At 68.0% G+C, this 17887-nt stretch carries 20 protein-coding genes; all 20 read left to right on the top strand.

The genetic code is table 11. The features are described 5' to 3' along the window. Nucleotides 1-63: 63 nt before the first annotated feature. Nucleotides 64-831 carry a hypothetical protein gene (locus OG787_RS16060; RefSeq protein WP_405535556.1) on the top strand — a complete coding sequence of 256 codons (768 nt, stop codon included), beginning with the start codon at nucleotides 64-66 and terminating at the stop codon, nucleotides 829-831. A 289-nt stretch (nucleotides 832-1120) separates the two neighbouring features. Further along, nucleotides 1121-2020 (top strand): hypothetical protein, encoded by a 900-nt coding sequence (locus OG787_RS16055; RefSeq protein WP_369035038.1) that lies wholly within the window; start codon nucleotides 1121-1123, stop codon nucleotides 2018-2020. A gap of 50 nt (nucleotides 2021-2070) precedes the next feature. Further along, on the top strand, nucleotides 2071-2790 hold the full coding sequence (cpaB, locus tag OG787_RS16050; protein ID WP_369035039.1) for a Flp pilus assembly protein CpaB: 720 nt from the start codon (nucleotides 2071-2073) through the stop codon (nucleotides 2788-2790). Between the two features lie 73 nt (nucleotides 2791-2863). After that, complete coding sequence (locus OG787_RS16045) at nucleotides 2864-4492, top strand: CpaE family protein (RefSeq protein WP_405535555.1); 1629 nt, start codon at nucleotides 2864-2866, stop codon at nucleotides 4490-4492. After that, a complete protein-coding gene (locus tag OG787_RS16040) occupies nucleotides 4492-4884 on the top strand; it encodes a TadE/TadG family type IV pilus assembly protein (RefSeq protein WP_369035041.1) in 393 nt (130 codons plus the stop codon). The genes OG787_RS16045 and OG787_RS16040 overlap by 1 nt, the downstream gene beginning before the upstream one ends. Before the next feature lie 51 nt (nucleotides 4885-4935). Further along, on the top strand, nucleotides 4936-6282 hold the full coding sequence (locus OG787_RS16035) for a CpaF family protein (RefSeq protein ID WP_235475172.1): 1347 nt from the start codon (nucleotides 4936-4938) through the stop codon (nucleotides 6280-6282). A gap of 40 nt (nucleotides 6283-6322) precedes the next feature. Then, on the top strand, nucleotides 6323-7264 hold the full coding sequence (locus tag OG787_RS16030; RefSeq protein ID WP_369035042.1) for a type II secretion system F family protein: 942 nt from the start codon (nucleotides 6323-6325) through the stop codon (nucleotides 7262-7264). A 17-nt stretch (nucleotides 7265-7281) separates the two neighbouring features. Then, on the top strand, nucleotides 7282-8172 hold the full coding sequence (locus OG787_RS16025) for a DUF5936 domain-containing protein (RefSeq protein WP_235475170.1): 891 nt from the start codon (nucleotides 7282-7284) through the stop codon (nucleotides 8170-8172). Between the two features lie 25 nt (nucleotides 8173-8197). Continuing rightward, nucleotides 8198-9553 (top strand): histidine kinase, encoded by a 1356-nt coding sequence (locus OG787_RS16020; protein WP_405535554.1) that lies wholly within the window; start codon nucleotides 8198-8200, stop codon nucleotides 9551-9553. Further along, nucleotides 9540-10286 (top strand): response regulator, encoded by a 747-nt coding sequence (locus tag OG787_RS16015; protein WP_405535553.1) that lies wholly within the window; start codon nucleotides 9540-9542, stop codon nucleotides 10284-10286. Before OG787_RS16020 ends, OG787_RS16015 begins: the two co-directional genes overlap by 14 nt. Nucleotides 10287-10394: 108 nt before the next feature. Continuing rightward, nucleotides 10395-10595, top strand: coding sequence for a hypothetical protein (locus OG787_RS16010; RefSeq protein WP_405540499.1), 201 nt, complete (start codon nucleotides 10395-10397; stop codon nucleotides 10593-10595). Beyond that, a complete protein-coding gene (locus OG787_RS16005; RefSeq protein WP_405540498.1) occupies nucleotides 10592-11200 on the top strand; it encodes a pilus assembly protein TadG-related protein in 609 nt (202 codons plus the stop codon). The genes OG787_RS16010 and OG787_RS16005 overlap by 4 nt, the downstream gene beginning before the upstream one ends. 15 nt (nucleotides 11201-11215) lie before the next feature. Then, a complete protein-coding gene (locus OG787_RS16000; protein WP_405535552.1) occupies nucleotides 11216-11809 on the top strand; it encodes a hypothetical protein in 594 nt (197 codons plus the stop codon). A 2-nt stretch (nucleotides 11810-11811) separates the two neighbouring features. Continuing rightward, nucleotides 11812-12438 carry an OmpA family protein gene (locus OG787_RS15995; RefSeq protein ID WP_405535551.1) on the top strand — a complete coding sequence of 209 codons (627 nt, stop codon included), beginning with the start codon at nucleotides 11812-11814 and terminating at the stop codon, nucleotides 12436-12438. Nucleotides 12439-12477: 39 nt separating this feature from the next. Then, nucleotides 12478-12993 (top strand): hypothetical protein, encoded by a 516-nt coding sequence (locus OG787_RS15990; RefSeq protein WP_405535550.1) that lies wholly within the window; start codon nucleotides 12478-12480, stop codon nucleotides 12991-12993. Nucleotides 12994-13217: 224 nt separating this feature from the next. After that, complete coding sequence (locus tag OG787_RS15985) at nucleotides 13218-13625, top strand: SH3 domain-containing protein (protein WP_405535549.1); 408 nt, start codon at nucleotides 13218-13220, stop codon at nucleotides 13623-13625. Nucleotides 13626-14080: 455 nt separating this feature from the next. Then, on the top strand, nucleotides 14081-14425 hold the full coding sequence (locus OG787_RS15980) for a hypothetical protein (protein ID WP_405535548.1): 345 nt from the start codon (nucleotides 14081-14083) through the stop codon (nucleotides 14423-14425). A 1058-nt stretch (nucleotides 14426-15483) separates the two neighbouring features. Continuing rightward, complete coding sequence (locus OG787_RS15975) at nucleotides 15484-16143, top strand: hypothetical protein (RefSeq protein WP_405535547.1); 660 nt, start codon at nucleotides 15484-15486, stop codon at nucleotides 16141-16143. Beyond that, nucleotides 16131-17159 (top strand): hypothetical protein, encoded by a 1029-nt coding sequence (locus OG787_RS15970; protein ID WP_405535546.1) that lies wholly within the window; start codon nucleotides 16131-16133, stop codon nucleotides 17157-17159. Before OG787_RS15975 ends, OG787_RS15970 begins: the two co-directional genes overlap by 13 nt. Before the next feature lie 386 nt (nucleotides 17160-17545). After that, nucleotides 17546-17863 carry a hypothetical protein gene (locus tag OG787_RS15965; RefSeq protein WP_405535545.1) on the top strand — a complete coding sequence of 106 codons (318 nt, stop codon included), beginning with the start codon at nucleotides 17546-17548 and terminating at the stop codon, nucleotides 17861-17863. Nucleotides 17864-17887: the final 24 nt, after the last annotated feature.

Below are 17887 nucleotides of genomic sequence, written 5' to 3'. Positions count from 1 at the left end.
CTCCCTCGATCTCCCTTGATCTCCTTCGACCCCGGAATCCCCGAAGCACACCTGGAAGGAACCATGGATCTACAGGCCACCATCGCCGGTTTCCGTAATGTCGCCCCCCTCGATGGCCTGGACGGGGCATGGCGGTGGAGTCTCAATCCGGTACTGCACTTCGCGGGGGCTCTGACCGACGACGGAAAGCGGCTCCTCCAGACCAACCAGCGCGGCAAGCACGACGAGAACCTTGCCCGTGAGGTGCTGTCCTTCGCTCGCGCTCACGAGCAGGAGTTGTTGGGGGAAGGGCGTTTCCTCGGTTCCGTGGCGGGCTTGCGGGTACCTGACCACGAGTTCGACGCCGTCGCGGCAGCCGTCCCGGATGTCCACGGCCATCACAAGGCACAGAATCCCGACCTCACGGCGGTGACGTACATCGTCTTTCCCGCGTATGCCTGCGAGTTCTCCGGACACGAGACGCTCGCCGAAGCTGAAGCCAGGTACACGAAGATGCTGAGGCCCGCCGAAATCGGGCGCGAGCCGGTGCCGTTCGTGAAGATGAGCTTTGACAATCCCCGCTCAGGTGGCGGTAGCACCAATCCTGGGCGCGCACTGACATACCCGCGGATCGTCCGTCAGGAGATTCCCGAGCTGGAGAACTCCGCCGGCGGATTCGTGGAGTTCGAGAACCGCTTGGGCAAGGTCTGGCGAGTGGAGTGGGACGGTGGCTGGAATGTTTCGAGGGAAGGGGAACCGGGGCGGCGGGAGTTGGGCCTGGAGGAGGTCCTGGAGTTCTTCGAAGGAACGCTCTGGGAAGGAACGGGCTCCGCGGGAGGACGGACCGCCTGACTCCCCTCGTGCGACAGCACTCACTCAAGGGGATCCAGGTGAACTTTCCCTCGGAAGGCGTACTGATCCGTAGTGGTCAAGTTCCGTCAACTCCCCTCCCCGGCACCCGACTTGTGGCATATTCGCCTCACTCTCCGTCGATCAAGCTCCACCTTCCGTTAGTTGATCTAGAAGATTCAGTGTTGAGCGGGCCATGCCGTGGATAAGGTGCTGATGCAAGAGGACGTCACAGGGGCGATCTGAGGCGGTGGCCGACCACCCCGCCGCAGTGAACGGGGTGGTGTGCAGCGTGCCGACCGCGATAGCCGTCACCAGTTCCGATCTGGTGCTCCCACCGCATGACCGGCAGACCCCGCCCGCCGCCGTCCCGACGCTCGACAGCCTCGACGGCGCCCTCATGGGGATGCACACGCTCATCGAGCAGCACGGATACGTCATCGCCCTCTACCCGGCGTCCACGGACCCGGCCGTCACCCGGCGGCTGCACACCGTGCGTTCCGTCCTGGAGAGCGACCGCATCGCGCTGCTCGGCGTCGACCTGCCGCCCCTCGGACTCGCCCTGCTCGCCCAGCAGTTGCGCCAGCTCTCCATGTGCGACTTCAGCCCGGGCGTGCTCGCGTCCTCCGCCCGGCTCCTCGCCCACTACATCTACGCCGGCGCCCTCCTCGGCTCCGTCGCCAAGCTGGACCGGGTGCCCGTCTCGCTCAAGTCGCACGCCAAGTCCTGGGTGCCGGGCGCCCAGTTCGCCGTACTGGCCAATCCGCGAGCCCAGCTCGTACGGGTGGGTCAGGAGGAGCTGACCGGGCCCGAGTTCGGGACGCGGCTGCTCGTGGCGCAGGGGCAGCCGCCCTCCGACTGGGTCACCTCGACCCTCGCACCCGCCTGGCGTGTCCAGGGAGTCGCCCCTGTTCCGCTGCCCGCGGAGTCCGTGCGCTGGTGGGGGACCGGGAAGGTCGTCGAGTTCGCGGCCGGGCTGCACGACGTCTCCGTGCTCTACCAACTGGTCTCCTCCGTACGCCGTGAGCAGTGCCACTGGTGCGGCCTCGAACTCATCGGCGACCGCTGCGGATTCTGTGCCGCCCCACTCGCCCGCCCTCAGGAGCTTCCCGCGGCCCTCGGGCGGGCAGGAACCCCAGCAGGGGCTTCAGGAACACCAGTACGAGCAGCACTGCCCCGAGGTACGACGTAACAGACGCACAGACGTGTCCGTCCCCACCCCCGATCGAGGTTGTCCGCGTCATGAACTCACGCCAGCGCCGCGGCGTCATCCTGCTGGTCCTCTCGACCCTGTGCGCCATCGGCGCCTTCGTCGGGGTGCTCTCGGTGATCCGCGACGTGAACTCCAAGGTCGGCCCGGAGGTGACGGCGTACCGCCTCAAGAGCGACATCGCGCCCTACAAGGAGCTGTCGGCCGACCAGTTCGAGAAGATCTCCATGCCGGAGCGCTGGCTGTCGGCGACCGCCGTCACCAAGCCCTCCCAGATCCAGGGCAAGATCGCGGTGACCCGGCTGGAGAAGGGCTCCCTGCTACAGACCGACATGATCGTCGACCGGCCCGAACTCGCCGCCGGTGAGCAAGAGATCGCGATCATGATAGACGCGTCGACCGGTGTCGCCGGAAAGATCAACCCGGGGTCCCTCGTCAACATCTACGCCACCTTCGAGTCCAAGGACAGCGAGAAGGGCGTCGACGAGGTCAAGCTGCTCGTCACGAACGCGCGCGTCATCGACGTCGGCAAGCTGACCGCCCTCGAAGCGGGACAGTCGAGCACCGAACGCCGGCGTACGGCCACGGAGGCCGTCCCGATCACCTTCGCGCTCACGACGCCGAACGCCCAACGCGTCGCGTACGCCGAGTCGTTCGCCGAACACGTCCGGCTGTCCCTGGTCGCGGGCGGCGAGCTGACGACCGTCCCCGGTGACAGCGACCGTACGTACACCCTCGACAAGGACAAGTAGGAGGCCGGGCAATGAGGTCCGTACGTACGAGGCCGCAGCCGCGGCCGAGGTCGTGCCCGGCGAGGGTGTGCCGATGACCATCCGCATCCTCCCCGCCACCGCCGACATCGAGTCCGCCCGCGCCCTGAGCACCCTCCTCAGCAGGCTCCCCGACGCCGAACCCGCCCCGCCCGTCGCCGACTCGACCGCGCTGCTCGACACCCTGGCCCGGCTGGCCGCCGAGTCACTCGACGAACTGCCCGAAGTCGTCCTCATACACGAGCGGATAGGGCCCGTCCCGGCCCTCGATCTCGTACGCGACCTCGTGATGCGCTTCCCGGCCGTCGGGGTCGTCCTCATCACCGCCGACCAGAGCACCGGCGTCCTCACCGCCGCCATGGACTCCGGCGCCCGCGGCATCGTCCAACTGCCGCTCAGCTACGAGTCCTTGGCCGAGCGCGTGACGGCCGCCGCGTCCTGGTCGTCCGGCATGCGGCGCCATCTCGGTAGCAGCGCACCGGAGTTGTACGCGGGCCCCGGCGGTACGGTCGTCACCGTCACCGGCGCCAAGGGCGGTGTCGGCGCCACCGTGACCGCCGTCCAACTCGCCCTCGCCGCACGGGCGTCGGGCCGGACCGTCGCCCTGCTCGACCTGGACCTCCAGTCGGGGGACGTCGCCTCCTACCTGGACGTCCAGTTCCGCAGGTCGGTCGCCGACCTGGCCGCCATCACGGACATCAACCCGCGTGTCCTCCAGGACGCCGTCTTCATCCACGACACCGGCATCGGCCTGCTCCTGGCCCCCGCCGAGGGCGAACGCGGCGAGGAGGTCACCGACCGGGCGACCCGCCAGATCGTCGCCGCCCTGCGCTCCCGGAACGACGTCGTCATCGTCGACTGCGGTGCCCGGATGGACTCCGCCACGGCCGCCGCCGTCGAGATGGCCGACCACGCCCTGCTCCTCGTCACCCCGGACGTCGTCGCCGTACGCGCCGCCAAACGCATGGTCCGCCTCTGGGACCGCCTCCAGATCCGCAAGGCCGAGGAGACGTTGACGGTCGTCAACAGGCAGTCGAAGGGTACGGAGATCCAGCCCGCCCTCGTCGAGAAGGTCACCGGCACCAAGGTCGCGCGGGCCTCGATTCCCGCCGCCTTCAAGGAACTTCAGGGCGTGGTGGACGCGGGACGCCTCCAGGACCTGGACGCCCGGTCGACGGTCAAGCAGGCACTGTGGGCGCTGGCGGGGGAGTTGGGCCTGGTCGTCGTCCAGGAAGGGGGCGGCGGCAAACGACGCAAGTCCTCGTCCTCGGACCGGGGCGCACTGACCCTGCGCGGCCGACGGGGAGAGCGCGGCGACCGAGGCGCCGTGACCCTCGAATTCGCGGGCATGTTCCCGCTGTTGCTCGTCGTGATGACCATCCTCTGGCAGTGCGCGCTGTACGGCTACACGTACTCGTTGGCCGGCAACGCGGCGGACGAGGCGGCTCGCGCGGCCACAGCGGCGTACGCCCTCGACCCCGCCGGCTACGAAGGGGCCTGCGAGAGCGCGGGCGGCGAGCACCTCCCCGGAGCCTGGTCGGGCGCCGCCATCGACTGTGGTCCCGAGGGCGAGGTCATGAAGGCCACCGTCAGTGCCCAAGTCCCCCTGTTCTTCCCGGGGTTCGACGTCAACTGGACGGTGAACGGCGAGGCGGGCGCGGCGCTGGAAGGGGACGGGGACTGATGAGGAGCCTTCGGGACCGTCTGGCGAGCCGTCTCCGGGAAGCGAGGGGGCGGGGTGACCGGGGCGCCTCCATCCTGGAGTTCGCCGGTTTCCTCCCGATCCTCATCATCGTAGGACTGGCCTGTATCCAGCTCGGCCTGATCGGCTACGGCATCAACCAGGCCGGGACGGGCGCGCGGGCGGCGGCCAGGGCGGCCTCCCTCGACGGCGACGGGGAGGCGGCGGGCGTCGCCTCCGTCAGCGACTGGCTCGACCCCCAGGTGGACGCCCCGCTCGGCGCGGGCGACACGACCACCGCGACCGTGACCGTGACCGTCCCCGCGATCATCCCGATCTTCGACGCCTGGCCCGTGACCCGCGAGGCCACCATGCCCAACGACGACGACGGCTGACCCACAGAAGCCATAACTGAACGTGACTGGAGAGGAGTTGAGACCGAGACCATGAGCCTGCGCTCCCGCATAGCCTCCCCCGACGACAACGGCAACGGAACCGCGCGCGAGGACGGCCACCTCGTCGCCGTCTACCGTGCCAAGCTCCTCGAAGAGATCGACCTCGCGGAGATGTCCAGCCTTGCCGCGGCCGAACGCCGCGTCCGCCTCGAACGCGTCCTCGGCCACATCATCAGCCGCGAGGGCCCGGTCCTCTCCTCCGCCGAACGCTCCCAGCTCATCAGGCGGGTGGTCGACGAGGCCCTCGGCCTTGGCGTCCTCGAACCGCTCCTCGCCGACGCGTCGATCACCGAGATCATGGTCAACGGCCCCGACTCGATCTTCGTGGAACGGGCCGGCCGGGTCGAACAGCTCCCCATGCGCTTCGCGTCGAGCGAGCAGCTGATGCAGACCATCGAGCGGATCGTCTCGACGGTCAACAGGCGCGTGGACGAGTCGAATCCGATGGTCGACGCGCGTCTGCCCACCGGCGAGCGCGTCAACGTCATCATCCCGCCGCTGTCCCTCACCGGCCCGACGCTCACGATCCGCCGCTTCCCCCGCGCCTACACCCTCCCGGAGCTGATCGGCCTCGGCTCGCTGGACGAGCAGATGCTGATGCTCCTCGCGGCCTTCGTCCGGGCCCGCTTCAACGTCATCGTCAGCGGCGGTACGGGCACCGGCAAGACCACGCTCCTCAACGCGCTGTCCGGTCTGGTCCCGTCCCACGAGCGCATCATCACCATCGAGGACTCGGCCGAACTCCAGCTCCAGCAGGAGCATGTGATCCGACTCGAATCCCGTCCGCCGAACGTGGAGGGCAAGGGCCAGATCACCATCCGAGACCTCGTCCGCAACTCCCTCCGAATGCGCCCCGACCGCATCATCGTCGGTGAGGTACGCGGCGGCGAGACCCTCGACATGCTCCAGGCGATGTCCACGGGCCACGACGGCTCCCTGGCCACCGTCCACGCCAACTCGGCGGAGGACGCGCTGATGCGCCTCCAGACCCTGGGCTCGATGTCCGAAGTCATGATCCCCTTCGAGGCGTTGAAGGACCAGATCAACTCGGCGGTCGACGTGGTGGTCCAACTGGCCCGCCACGCCGACGGATCCCGCCGTATCGCGGAGATCGCCCTCCTCGTCTCCCACGGCCGCGAACAGTTCCGCATCGCGACCGTCTCCCGCTACGTCTCCCGCCCGTCCGGCCCCGACCGGGTCGCCCAGGGCCACTTCCAGCACCTCCCGCTGCCCCGCCCGGTCGCCGAGAAGCTGTACCTGGCGAACGAGTCGCTGCCACCGGCGTTCGGCGTGGCAGAGGTGCTCGACGTACTGGACACGAGGCAGGCGATCGGATGAACACGAGGACGAGCACGACGACTGTGTGGAGCGAGCAGCCATGAACAACTCGGTCCCGCTGGCACTGGGCGCCACCATGCTGTGCGGCACGCTCGCCGTAGCGGGCGTGCACACGTACGCCACCGGCCGCGCCCAGCGCCGGGCGCTGGAAGACCGCCTCTCCGGCGGCGGCGCACTGCACACGGTGGCAGGCCGCGTACGCCGTTTCGCGGCCGTCGACCGACGCCTTCGCCGCACCCGGCTCGGCCGCACGATCCACCTCCGCCTCTCCGCGACCGGACTCGACCTGACGGCAGGCGAGTTCTTCACGTACGTCACCGGAGTCGGCGTCGCGCTGTGGCTGCTGGCGGCCGCCGTACTGGCCCCGTTCTTCGGCCCGATCGCCGCGCTGGTGACGGTCTGGGGTGCGGCGATCTTCCTCAACTGGCAACGCCAGAAACGCATCGAGGCGTTCATCAACCAACTCCCGGACGTGGCCAGGCTGCTGGCCAACGCCACGGCGGCCGGTCTCGCCCTGCGTACGGCGCTGGCGATGGCGGCGGAGGAGCTGGAGGCCCCGGCGGGCGAGGAACTGGCCCGCGTTGCCGACCAGTTGACGCTCGGCCGTACGGTCGACGACGCACTCGGCGAACTGGCGGAGCGCCTCCCGTCCCGCGAACTGGTCGTCCTGGTGACGACGTTGGTCCTGGCGAACAAGGCGGGCGGCTCGGTCGTCAGCTCCCTCCGCAACCTCACCCAGACCCTCGAGGACCGCAAGGAGACCCGCCGAGAGGTCCGCACGATGCTGTCGGAGGTCAACGCGACAGCCTTCACGGTCCCTTGCCTGGGCCTCGGCTCCCTCCTCCTCATCAACTCCTCGAACGAGGGCGCGCTGGAGAAGGTGACCGGCTCCGGCCTGGGCCAGGGCCTGATCCTGCTCTCCCTGGGCCTGTACACCGTCGGCTTCTTCGTCATCCGCCGCCTCGGCAAGATCGAAGTCTGAGGGGAGTGGACGAACCGATGCTGCCTCTCCTCCTGGCCCTGCTGATGGCGATCGCGGTCGCGGGCGCCCTGCTGGGCATCCGCATGATCCGGGCGGATGCCAAACTCCCCTCCGACCTGATGCTGGCCCTGGAGGTGGGCGGCACCCGGGTCTCGAAGGCGGACTCGGCGGTGGACCGCATGGGCATGCGGTTCGCCCCCCTCGTCCTGCGCCTGATGGGCCCCCGCCGGGTCGACGCGAAGCGCCTGCGCATCGACATGGCGGGCAACCCCGGCGGCCTCACCATCACCCGCTACGCGGCCCGCCGCGCCGTCTACGTCACCTTCGGCGTCCTCCTCGGCCTGATCTTCCTCACCAACGGCCAACTCGTCCTCGCCGTCATCACGTTCGCGTTCGGGGTGACGGCGGCGGACGCGGCGATCTGGCAGGCGGTACGGGAACGCAAGGACGTCATCGACCGCACGCTCCCGGACTTCCTGGACGTCCTCGCGGTGGTGGTGTCGGCGGGCCTCGGCTTCCGCCAGGCCCTGGACCGCGTGGCGGAGCGGTACGAGGGACCGTGGGCGGACGAACTCCGCATCACGCTCCGCCAGATGGACATGGGCGTGAGCCGCCGCCAGGCCTTCGACGAACTCCGCCGGCGCAACTCCAGTGAGCAGGTGGCCCAGTTCGTCTCGGCGCTCCAGCAGGGTGAGGAGCTGGGCGCCCCGATCGCGGAGACCCTGATCCAGATCGCCGCGGACATGCGCCGCACCGACGCGCAGGAGTCCCGCCGCCGCGCCGCGAAGACGATCCCCAAGGCCACCCTCGTCACCCTGGTCTTCATGCTCCCGGCGACGATGATCCTCATCGCGACGGGCATGTTCCTCGGCTCGGGCACCAACTTCGGCTCGATTCTGGGGCGTTGAGGCGATGAAGGCGTGGGTGACGGGCATGCGACGCAGCGAGAGGCGAACCCGGGGCTACGACCCGACGGCCGGCTATCTGGCCGACGACGCCCCGCCCCCGGCCAGCGTCCGCCTCCAACTCAACGCCCTACAGGCCCTGTGCCGCCAGGCGTTCGCCGTACGGATGACGATGCTGGCCCTGGGCACGCCCTTCGCGATGACGAACACGGCGGAAGGCCCCCCGCGTTACATGGTCCTGGCGGCGGCCGTCCTGGGCATCACGGCCTCGTACGCCATGTACCGCGACTGGGACCGCCTGGCCCCGCGTCTCCTGGCCCATCCCACCCTGATGGCAGCGGACTTGACGTTCGTGGCGATCCTCCTCCTCACGGCGTCTCCCGCATCCCCCCTCGCCTACGCCACGGCATGCACGCCCCTCCTCGCGGGCCTCCTCTACGGCTGGCGGGGCTCAGGAGTCTTCACGGGCGTTCAACTGGCAGTCCTCCTCACGGTCTACCGGGCCTGGGAACACCGTCCGGGCACCGGCACGAGCACCCTCCTCATAGCGGGCTTCTGCGTCGGGGCGGGCATCATCGGCGTCACGCTGCGCAACCTGATGTTCCGCTTCGGTACGGCGAGCGAGGCACTGGCGGAGGCGAACTCCCGGCTGGCGGTCGCGGAGGCGGTGGAGTCCGAACGGGCGCGCCTGGCACGGCAGATGCACGACTCGGTGACGAAGACGCTGCACGGCCTCGCCATGGCGGCGGAGGCCCTGGCGGCGACCTCGGCGGCCGACGCGGACCCGGACACGGTCCGACGCCAGGCATCCCTGGTGGCCGGGGCGGCCCGCCGAGCGGCAACGGAGTCCCGCGACCTCCTGACGGACCTGCGCCACCACACGGACCTGACGTCTCCGGACGTGGACCTGATCGCCGAACTGGCGCGGCGGGCGGCGGAGTTCGAGCAGAGCACGGGAATCCGTACAACCGTGGAGTCCCCGCCCGGACGGATCGCCGCCCTCTCCGCCCTCCCGCACCGGACGGCACACCACCTCTTGGCGATCGTGTCGGAGGCCCTGGAGAACACGCGCAGGCACGCGAGGGCGACGAGGGTGAGGCTGGAGGCGGAGCCGCAGGGGGAGGGTGCGGAGGGCGTGACCCTGCGCATCCGGGACGACGGAGTGGGCATCCCCCACCCCCTGAACCTCGAAGAGACAGCCAGATCAGGCCACTTCGGAGTGCTGGGCATGGTGGAACGGGCGAGGTCGCTGGGTGCGGTGATTCACGTGGGCCGAGGCGAGGAGGGGGGCACGGAGATCCGCGTGGACGTGCACCCACCCGGACTCGACTACGTACCCATGCCCCGGTCCCGAAGGGAGGCCGAGTCGCATGCCCACAGATGAACGGCGGCGGCCGGAGCTGCTGCGGGTGCTGGTGGCGGACGACAACCCGGTGGTACGCGCGGGACTGTCGGCGCTGCTCGGCGGCCACCCGGACATAGAGGTGGTGGCGGAGGCGTCGAACGGCACGGAGGCGGTGTCGGCGGCGGAGCGGATGAGCCCCGACGTGGTGCTGCTGGACGTACGGATGCCGGGCACGGACGGTCTGACGGCACTGCCCCAACTGGCGCTCCTGGCACCGGTGATGATGCTGACGTACAGCAGCGAGCCGGAGGTGGTGCGGCAGGCGCTGCGCCAGGGCGCGTCGGGCTACCTGGTCCACGGAGGCTTCACGACGGAGGAGTTGACGGAGGCGGTGCGGGCGGTGGGGAGGAGAACGGGGGCGGCGGATTCGCTCGTCGTTTCCTACGAACCGAGCGAATACTCTTCGCATCTGCAACCGTTTATGGCACTCTTGCCAAAGAATCCGGAGACTCCAGAAACCAGGCTCGGTCACGCGACGAAACTCGCCGCCCACGCCCGCAGTCGACCGGACTTCGGCCTGAGTTCAAGGGAGGTGGAGGTCATGGATCTCATCGCAGCCGGCATGAACAACCGGCAGATCGCCGCCACCTGCTTCATCAGCGAGAAGACCGTCAAGAACCACATCAACCGCATCTTCGCAAAGCTGCACAGTACGACACGGAGCGAATCGATCGCCCGGTGGCTGGGTACGGCTCGGGAGGGGTGGGAGTGATGGGGCGTGCTGTGGGGGGAAGTTGGGTCCCTGGACCCACGCGGAGTAGGCGGGTTCTCACATACTGTGCTGAGGTCGGTAGTGGTGTCGGGCGGGAAGGCGCAAGCCATGATGAAGGTCAACACGTGGGCGCGGACCGTTGTCTCCCGGATGCGCGGGAAGGGACGGGACGCGGGGGCCGGGTTCGTGGAGTATGCGGGCCTCATGATCATCATTGCGGGGATCTTTACGCTGATCGACGGGTTGGGGCTGGACGGGTTGATCTCGGACGCCATCCTCAACGCCGTCCAGGACGTCATCGGAGGCTGACCTCCGCGCACCTGGCGAGCGACAGAGGGCAGACCCTGCCCATTTACATCTGGCTGACGGGGATTCTGCTCTTCGCCGCCGTCGCGTTCTTCGTCTTCGCTCAAGCAGCGTCCGTCCGCAATGGAGCTCAATCCGCGGCGGACGCTGCGGCGTTGGCGGCGGCGCAGGACGCCCGGGACGAACTGGTGGACTCCCTGACGGGTGCGATCGGACAGGGCAACGACTGGCTCGACTGGCTGGACGGCCAGGATCCACCGGGCGTCGGGGCCACGGCGGCTGCGCAGGCACTGGCCGCCGAGAACGGCTCGACCGTTCAGGGCGGCGCTGAACCTGTCGAGAGGGATGGTTTCCCCGGGTTCCGGGTCGCAGTCGAGACCAACAATACGGTCGGCGCCTCGATCATTCCGGGCACGGAGGGCATGCACGCCAATGCCGACGCCATCGCCGTCATCCAGCCGCGCTGCGATTTCGATCCCAATGCGGATCCCACGCTGCCGGTCGACCTGAACTGTGACGGCCAGATCGTGACCATCGACCCCGGAAACTTCAATCCGGCCGACTTTCCTGACGCATCCGTGCTGTTCTCTGTGTATCTGGCCGAGTGAGAGGAAGCCGTACCGATGGATTTCCGGCGCACCAAGAAGAGCCGCAGGGCGCTGTCGACACTGGCGATCACGACCGGGTTGCTCCTCGCGGTGGCCGGCTGCGGCGGGGGAGGCGACGACGACTCCGACAAGGGCGGATCGTCCTCGGCCCCTTCCCAGACCAAGAGCGGTGAGACGGAGAAGGAGTCGCAGACCCCCGAGCAGGATCCTCTGCTGGCAGAGGTCAAGGGGGAGAGCGGGGTGACGCTCACGATCTCCTCGGCCGAGCGCGACGAGGGCGGCTTCGTCACCGTCGAGGGCACGGTGACGAACGGAACGGGGAGCGCCTGGTCCGTCGGCAACTGGCGGGGCGACGAACGGGAGTTGTCCAAGAACGGCGGGTCCATGGCGGGTGCCAGCCTGATCGATCAGACGGGCAAGAAAAGGTACTTGGTCCTTCGTGACACCGAAGGCCGCTGCCTTTGCACGAGGTTCGAGGGCGGCCTCCGTGAGGGCGAGACGACCCAGTGGTTCGCACAGTTCCCGGCGCCCCCCACGGACACCGCCAAGGTCGACTTCCAGGTCGGCGGCATGCCCCCGGCTTCCATCGAGATCTCCGGGGGCGAGTAACGATGCCCCGCGCTCACCGTCGCTCCACCGCAACTGTCCTCACGGCTCTGGCAGTTCTGGCCACCCTCACCTTGGCAGCCCCCGTCGCAGAAGCCGACGACGATGACCCGAGCGCACCCCCGGGCAGCGTCACAACATCCCCACCCCCCGAAGTGGACCCCAACAGCCCCGGCCTGAAACTGGCCGACGGCGCCACGCTCGCGGCGGCCAAAGTCCTGGACATCAAGTCGGTGGTCGAGGACATGGGCGGCGAGGAACGCCGCGTCGACACGAGCGAGACCGTGACGTTCGCACTCCAGGCGGAGGTCCTGTTCCCCAAGGACAGCTCGAAACTCAACCCCGAGGCCCGCTCCCGCATCCAGGCGATCGCCGACGAGATCAAGGCCCAGAAGGCCACGAACGTCAGGGTCTTCGGCTTCACCGACAACCTCGGCTCGTACGCTCACGGCCTGACCCTCTCCAAGAACCGCGCGGAGGTCGTCCACGACGAACTGGCCGCCGGCCTGGGCGCAGACGTCACCTTCCAGGTACGCGGCTACAGCGAGGACTACCCGATCGCGGACAACTCCTCGGAACAGGGCCGACGCAAGAACCGACGGGTGGAGGTCACGTTCCAGAAGGGAACGTGAGGCCAACAGCTTCGAGCGACAGGGGATGCGGGGCCTCAGGTGCCACTGCTGGACACACTGGTGACAACGGCCACCGGGGCGCTGGCCGCAACGATCGGGGTCCTGGTCGGAGGCATCGTCACGCACCGGGCCCAGGACCGTCGGTGGCTGCGGGACAAGCAACTGATCGCCTACCAGGAACTGATCAGCCACTACGCCAAGTTCGCGATGACCATCAGCCGCGCCCATGCCGGCCGACAGGGCTGGGACTACGACTGGAGTGAGTGGAGCGCAGCCCTGACCCGCGCCAGCCTGGTGGCTCCCGCACCTGTCGCGGCGGAGATCGACAACTTCGGCAAGGCCATCGGCGTGTTCCTGGACCAGGTGGCGCGTGACCCGGCACGCGACCCGTTGCGTGATCCGCTGAGCGTGGAGGAGTTCGCCCAAGCCAGCAGGGCGCCCGCCCAGGCGCAGGTGCAGTTGGTCAACGCGATACGGCGGTCCCTGAGCAAGGAGCAGAAGCCACTGCCCTTCTGGATAGGCGGATCCCTCGCGCGCAGACCCGACGACGCCTGACCATGCAGACGCCAAGCGCCGCACTCAGACCGCCCTCGCCTCTGCCCGCCGCCGAGTGAATGCCCGGCCTGCGGTCACCCCAGCTGTCCCCCCCCACCAACACCCGCCGACAAGGCGGCATCAGGTCAGTTGCGTGCGAGTTGCGTGCCCCTTTCCTGGGCGGGCCGCGTGGTCACTGCCACGGTTCAGGGAGTTCCAGCAGTACGTCACTTCGAGGAGGAAAAGTGATCGCGAACTTCAGGGCCGGGCTGACGAGGTACGGGCTCGCGTCTGCGGCTGTGGCCGCGCTTGTTGTTCCGTTGACGGTGATCGGAACGGCAGCGCCCGCGTCCGCGAACGCGCCGTGCGGCTCGGCTCGTCCCGCCGACGACGACAACCGCGCCTACGTGAACCAGACAGCGGGCGTCAGCGCGAACATGCGCAGCGGCTCCGGCACAGGCTGCGGCGTCGTCGGCTATGTCGACAACCAGAACCGCTTGGACTACCACTGCTACACCTGGAACTCGGCCGGCACCGCCACCTGGACGTACCTCAGGAACGTCACCGACGGAACGTACGGATGGGTGAGCGACTCCCTGCTGCCCCTCAACGACGGCGTCCGCGGCTCCAACGTTCGGTGCGCCGCCTACTGACCCGAAGGCCCCAGGCGAGGCCGGTATGCGGCGAGACCCGTCCAGAAACGGACGCTGTTCGTAAGTTTGTAACCGGGGGGCCTGTGTGACGACGGCCTGTACGACCCCGTCGGGGTGGTACAGGCCGTCGTCGTGTTCGCGGGTGGGGTTCGCGGGAAAGCCACGTCGCTGCTCCGGCGCCCCTGCGTCTCCCAGCCATCAGAAGCCGTCTCCTGCACAATCCCGCCCCCGGATTCAGCCCCGCCGCCGCTTCACCACCGGCGGTGATCGTTCTGGCCGTCGCCGCGGCATCACACAGCCACGACGCATGACTGCATCCGCCCGCGCACCGCTCGTCGGCAGGGCGAGCAGCCGCCCGGTCCACGCTCAGGCGTCGGGCAGGAGAGTGAGCCGTTCGCGGCCGAGCGCGCGTGCCGTACTGGAGCAGCCCCGTTCCCTGTACGACCGTGGGTGCCATGGTGATGTGGATCCGCACGTATGACGAGGCCCGGGGCTTGTGGCAGTACTTCGAGGGTGATGAGGAGGGCTGGGTTGTCCGGCAAGTGGACCTGCGAGGCGACGACGGCAGCCCGGTGACGGCCGCCTCCCTGGAGGAGGTTCTCCGGCTTCAGGAGCGTGCGGACATCGCCACTATGAGCCGCTACGAGCAGTGCTACGGCGTCGTAGCCGAGGGCAGGCTCACGGGATGGGAGGAAGCACCGAGCGTCGACGTGATCTCGGCCGAGGAGTTCGAGAGGGCGTGGCTGGATGCCCGGCGGGCCCTGGGGGCCACCGCACCGCCCCCGGACACGGACCGGTGACGGCCCGGCCGCGAAAGCCGCCCCTTGGGCTCGCGGCGCTCTTCCAGCAGATCCCGCAGAAGCGGCAAGACGTCACACCAACCTTCGGTGACGCAGTGACTACCTGACGCACTGTCGGAAGTGCATCGCGCGAGCCTGCCCACACCTCTTTCCCTGGGAGGGGCGAGCCCGCGTCAGAGAGACGGGCCGCCGGCTGTGCCCACCTGCACACGCGTCGAATCACCTTCGAACGCGCCACTCGCGCAACGGAGTTGCCATGACCGCACCTGCCCTCGCGACCGCCTGCCCGCTGTCCATCGACCCCCTGTCCTCCGCGCCACCTGAGCCGGAAAAGCTCGCGTACAGCCTCACCCTGCCTGCCTGCCTGCCTGCCTGCCGCGCCGACGAGCGCGGCGGTCGCGAGGGCGGCTGCACGCACGGTGCTGCACATGCACGGCCCGCACGACATGGCCAATGCGGCAGTCCAAGTCGTGAGCGAACTGACATCCTGCGCCTGCCGTTTCACGACTGCCGACGACATCTACGTCTCCCTCCGCTACCGCGACGGGGCGCTGCGCGTGATCCTCTTCGACGCCGCCCGCGAACCGGGCGGCGGTACGCGTCTGTGGGCGGTGCTGCCGAGGTCGGGGCGGGGAGGTTCGGGGCGGCGGGGGAGCGCACGACTGGGTGAACCGGGACTGGACGGGGCAATGCCGACCCGGGGAAGTCCCTTGGAGTACCCCCCCCGACGTGGTGGGGTCGCTGGAGCACTGGATGTCACGGTGGATCTGCATCCGGCGGTCGACGGCGTCAATGCGGGGACCTTCGGTGGGCGGGTGGCGTGGCCGCCGGAGCACGTCTTCGCTCCTTTGCGGTGCAACCGTTAAAAGGCCTGCTCACCGCGCTGTGCGGTGAGCAGGCTGCCGCGTTATGTAACTGTTGCAGGCCAAGTGGGCGAGCTACTGGCCGGTTTTAGGTAGTACGTCCCACTGGTTGACAGGCTTCAACCTGGTCTCTCCATGCGCTGGCGGATAGCGTTGGTTCGCCAATGAGAAGCCTCGTCCCACCAGGAGTTGACCGTGACCCGCCGTCCCATGCTGCTCGCAGCGATCGCGCTGACCGCTGCCGCGGCTTTGTCGCTGTCCGCATGCGGGAGCGATGACAGCTCCAACGACAAGGACAACGACAAGATCGCGGGAGCCGACACCGGGAACGAGACGTCGGCGTCCCCGAGCGCGTCGGCCTCGGCGACCGCTGACCGCCCGAAGATCGCATTGCCGTCGGACGTTACGTACAAGTTCGAGTGGACGAAGACCGGCGACGCGGACAAGGATGCTGTGCTGAACGATGCCGAACAGCGCATCAAGGCCGTGGACTTGGCCATCGCTGAGCAGGATCCGCTGCATGCGGCTTACCGCTTCTACTCCGAGGGCACGGCAGCAGCTGGAAGTCAGGCGTACATCCAGGAGTTCGTCGACCACAAAGCACGCACGACCGGCCTGACCCGCTATTACAACGAAAGCGTGACGGTCAAGGGTGACGGCACTGCTGCCTTCCTGTACTGCGAGGATCAGAGCAAGGCGTACAACAAGTTCCTGGAAACGGGCAAGACGGACGTCACGCCGGTGACGAAGGACAGCTACGTCATCTATGCCAGCACGCTGCGCAAGAACAAGAACGGGGTGTGGGTCACCGAGACTCTGGACTCGCAGCGGGGGAGCGAAAAGTGCCAGCCTTGATTCAGCGAAACCACCTGTTCGTTGCCGGACTGACGGTCCTGATGCTGGCAGTTGCCACTCCCGCGCACGCCGAGAAGGGATTCGGCGGCACTGACGGCCAGACGAATCAGGAAGCCAATGCCGACGACAACGGCAACCTTTTTGTGTCCGTCGGCGGTGTCCAGTTCGACCGTTCGAAGAACGGCAGCGGAAATTCCACAGGTGGGCTGACGCCGACGACGTCCTGGACGCCGCCTGCGTGCTGGTATGCGCCGACGTATTCGCCCGCGGAGTTGCAGAAGGCCAAGGAGCCGGTCTGGGAGGCGGAGTCGACGGGGTACGAGTGGGATGCCGAGCAGCGGGCGAAGTACCTGAACAAGGACGATCCCTCGAAGGACTTCAACAAGGACAAGACCGGCAAGGGCTACTGGTGGGGCTCGTACGTCAACAAGTCCTACCCGCCGGGCTGGGACTCCTGCACCGAGGACTACTTCTGGGTGGACACGGGTGATGCCCCGCCCGCGAACATCCCCAACACGATCACCCCGGAAATCCTCGCCGGACTCGCCTACAACGAGATCCGCGTCCCCTCCACCAAAGTGACCCTCGCCCCCGCCGGACCCACCAAGGTCAACCTCCCTACCTGGGCCTGGCTCGACGGCGCCGACTTCAAGCCGGTCTCGGTCACCGCATCCGTGCCGGTTCTCAACATGTCCGCGACCGCGACGGCGGAACCGTTCTCCCTCCAGATCGAGCCCGGCACCGCGGACGCGGTGACCTATCCGGCTTCCGGTGTCTGCCAGTTCAACCACGGCAGCATCGGCGAGCCGTACGCCGCGGGCAAGGCCGCCCAGACCCCGCCTTGCGGCGTGAAGTACCTGCGTTCCTCCGGTGACGGCACGTTCCCCCTCAGGGCAACGGTCACTTGGAAGATCACCTGGACTGGTACCGGCGGCGCGGGGGACGACCTTCCGGACGGCAACTTCGGCGCGACCCAGGATGTCGTCGTCCAGGAAATCCAGGCCGTCAACCGCTGAGCTTCGTGAAGGAACTGTCGTGAGGTGCCCAACTCCGTGTACGAGGCGGGCATCCATGCGACGCCTCACAGGTGGAACGATTGGAGTTCCCTGCCCGTGCTCCACTGATGGCAGCAGAGGAGAGGGAATTCGGGAGGGCGTGGTGGATGCCCGGCGGACCCGGGCACCGCCGCACAGACCTGGGATACAGATAGGTGACGGATGCCGCCCTTCCCCTGGGTTTCGCGTTGCTCCTTCAGCAGATCCCGCTGCAACTACCGAGCTACGGAAACCCACAACGGCACTTTTGGAACCACGCAGGACGTAGTGGTTCAGAAAGCTCAGTCTGTCAACTGCTGAGAGTAATCGTAGATCTAATGGCATAAACGGGGAGAGGTGAAAGGTGGATGGCCGACCGGCTGGCAGTCGACGGTGGTGAACTCGCGCATTTCATGAAGTTGTTGAAAAAGTCGAGCGACTCGTTGAACGGACTGCACAAGGCACTGAGTGACGCAACGGTCACCGGTCTCGGTACGGATGATCTGGACTCGGCATGCGAGGACTTCCAGGACGACTGGAAGTATGGAACCGAGGAGATCGGTAAGCAGACCGAGGACCTCGCAAAGATCATCGGTCAGAGCAAGGAAAGCTACGAAGAGGTCGACAAGGCGTTGGAAAAGGCCTTGGAAGAGGCCAGGAACGGCAAGTCGGGGGGCAAGAAGTGACTGTAACGCCAGCTATCGAACAAT

Origin of the sequence: Streptomyces sp. NBC_00075, assembly GCF_045041225.1 — a bacterium.
In the GTDB taxonomy this organism is placed as follows: Bacteria; Actinomycetota; Actinomycetes; order Streptomycetales; family Streptomycetaceae; genus Streptomyces; species Streptomyces adonidis.
This window is presented reverse-complemented; position numbering and strand designations above follow the sequence as displayed.

Excerpts from the sequence above, each read along its gene's own strand:
- OG787_RS16030 (WP_369035042.1), top strand. The coding sequence starts at position 6,323 with ATGAACAACTCGGTCCCGCTGGCACTGGGCGCCACCATGCTGTGCGGC.
- OG787_RS16020 (WP_405535554.1), top strand. The coding sequence starts at position 8,198 with ATGCGACGCAGCGAGAGGCGAACCCGGGGCTACGACCCGACGGCCGGC.
- OG787_RS16015 (WP_405535553.1), top strand. The coding sequence starts at position 9,540 with ATGCCCACAGATGAACGGCGGCGGCCGGAGCTGCTGCGGGTGCTGGTG.
- cpaB (WP_369035039.1), top strand. The coding sequence starts at position 2,071 with ATGAACTCACGCCAGCGCCGCGGCGTCATCCTGCTGGTCCTCTCGACC.
- OG787_RS16010 (WP_405540499.1), top strand. The coding sequence starts at position 10,395 with ATGATGAAGGTCAACACGTGGGCGCGGACCGTTGTCTCCCGGATGCGC.
- OG787_RS16045 (WP_405535555.1), top strand. The coding sequence starts at position 2,864 with ATGACCATCCGCATCCTCCCCGCCACCGCCGACATCGAGTCCGCCCGC.
- OG787_RS15995 (WP_405535551.1), top strand. The coding sequence starts at position 11,812 with ATGCCCCGCGCTCACCGTCGCTCCACCGCAACTGTCCTCACGGCTCTG.
- OG787_RS15980 (WP_405535548.1), top strand. The coding sequence starts at position 14,081 with ATGGTGATGTGGATCCGCACGTATGACGAGGCCCGGGGCTTGTGGCAG.
- OG787_RS15965 (WP_405535545.1), top strand. The coding sequence starts at position 17,546 with ATGGCCGACCGGCTGGCAGTCGACGGTGGTGAACTCGCGCATTTCATG.
- OG787_RS16000 (WP_405535552.1), top strand. The coding sequence starts at position 11,216 with ATGGATTTCCGGCGCACCAAGAAGAGCCGCAGGGCGCTGTCGACACTG.
- OG787_RS16060 (WP_405535556.1), top strand. The coding sequence starts at position 64 with ATGGATCTACAGGCCACCATCGCCGGTTTCCGTAATGTCGCCCCCCTC.
- OG787_RS16040 (WP_369035041.1), top strand. The coding sequence starts at position 4,492 with ATGAGGAGCCTTCGGGACCGTCTGGCGAGCCGTCTCCGGGAAGCGAGG.
- OG787_RS16025 (WP_235475170.1), top strand. The coding sequence starts at position 7,282 with ATGCTGCCTCTCCTCCTGGCCCTGCTGATGGCGATCGCGGTCGCGGGC.
- OG787_RS16035 (WP_235475172.1), top strand. The coding sequence starts at position 4,936 with ATGAGCCTGCGCTCCCGCATAGCCTCCCCCGACGACAACGGCAACGGA.